The 261-nt window shown below is 55.2% G+C and carries 1 pseudogene; it reads right to left on the bottom strand.

Annotated elements, in window-relative coordinates:
* A pseudogene (locus ACTHSQ_RS11320) lies at window positions 1-248 on the bottom strand (hypothetical protein); the annotation flags it as partial.
* Window positions 249-261: the final 13 nt, after the last annotated feature.

Genomic DNA, 261 nt, shown 5'->3' with positions numbered 1-261 from the left:
CCGTCGGGCAGGACGGTGGCGGTACGGTTGCCGTTGAAGTCGTAGTGGTAGCGGACGGTTTCGGTAACGGGCAGGTACAGCATGTCGTACTGCGCATCGCGCCAGTCGGTGTCGGGTAAGCCGTTTCGGGCGTTCTCTTCTTTGGACGACACCTTCCATTGGTGCTGGGCGATAAGTTGGCCGTTTTCGTTGTAGCCAGGGTAGGTAAGGATGACACATAAGGAAAGATCGTCTGAAAATTTTGACACGACCTTATTAGGC

The sequence above is a fragment of the Neisseria sp. P0009.S008 genome, from assembly GCF_051958615.1.
Lineage (GTDB): Bacteria > Pseudomonadota > Gammaproteobacteria > Burkholderiales > Neisseriaceae > Neisseria > Neisseria subflava.
The sequence above is the reverse complement of the archived record's forward strand: the minus strand, read 5'-3'. Positions and strand labels throughout refer to the sequence as shown.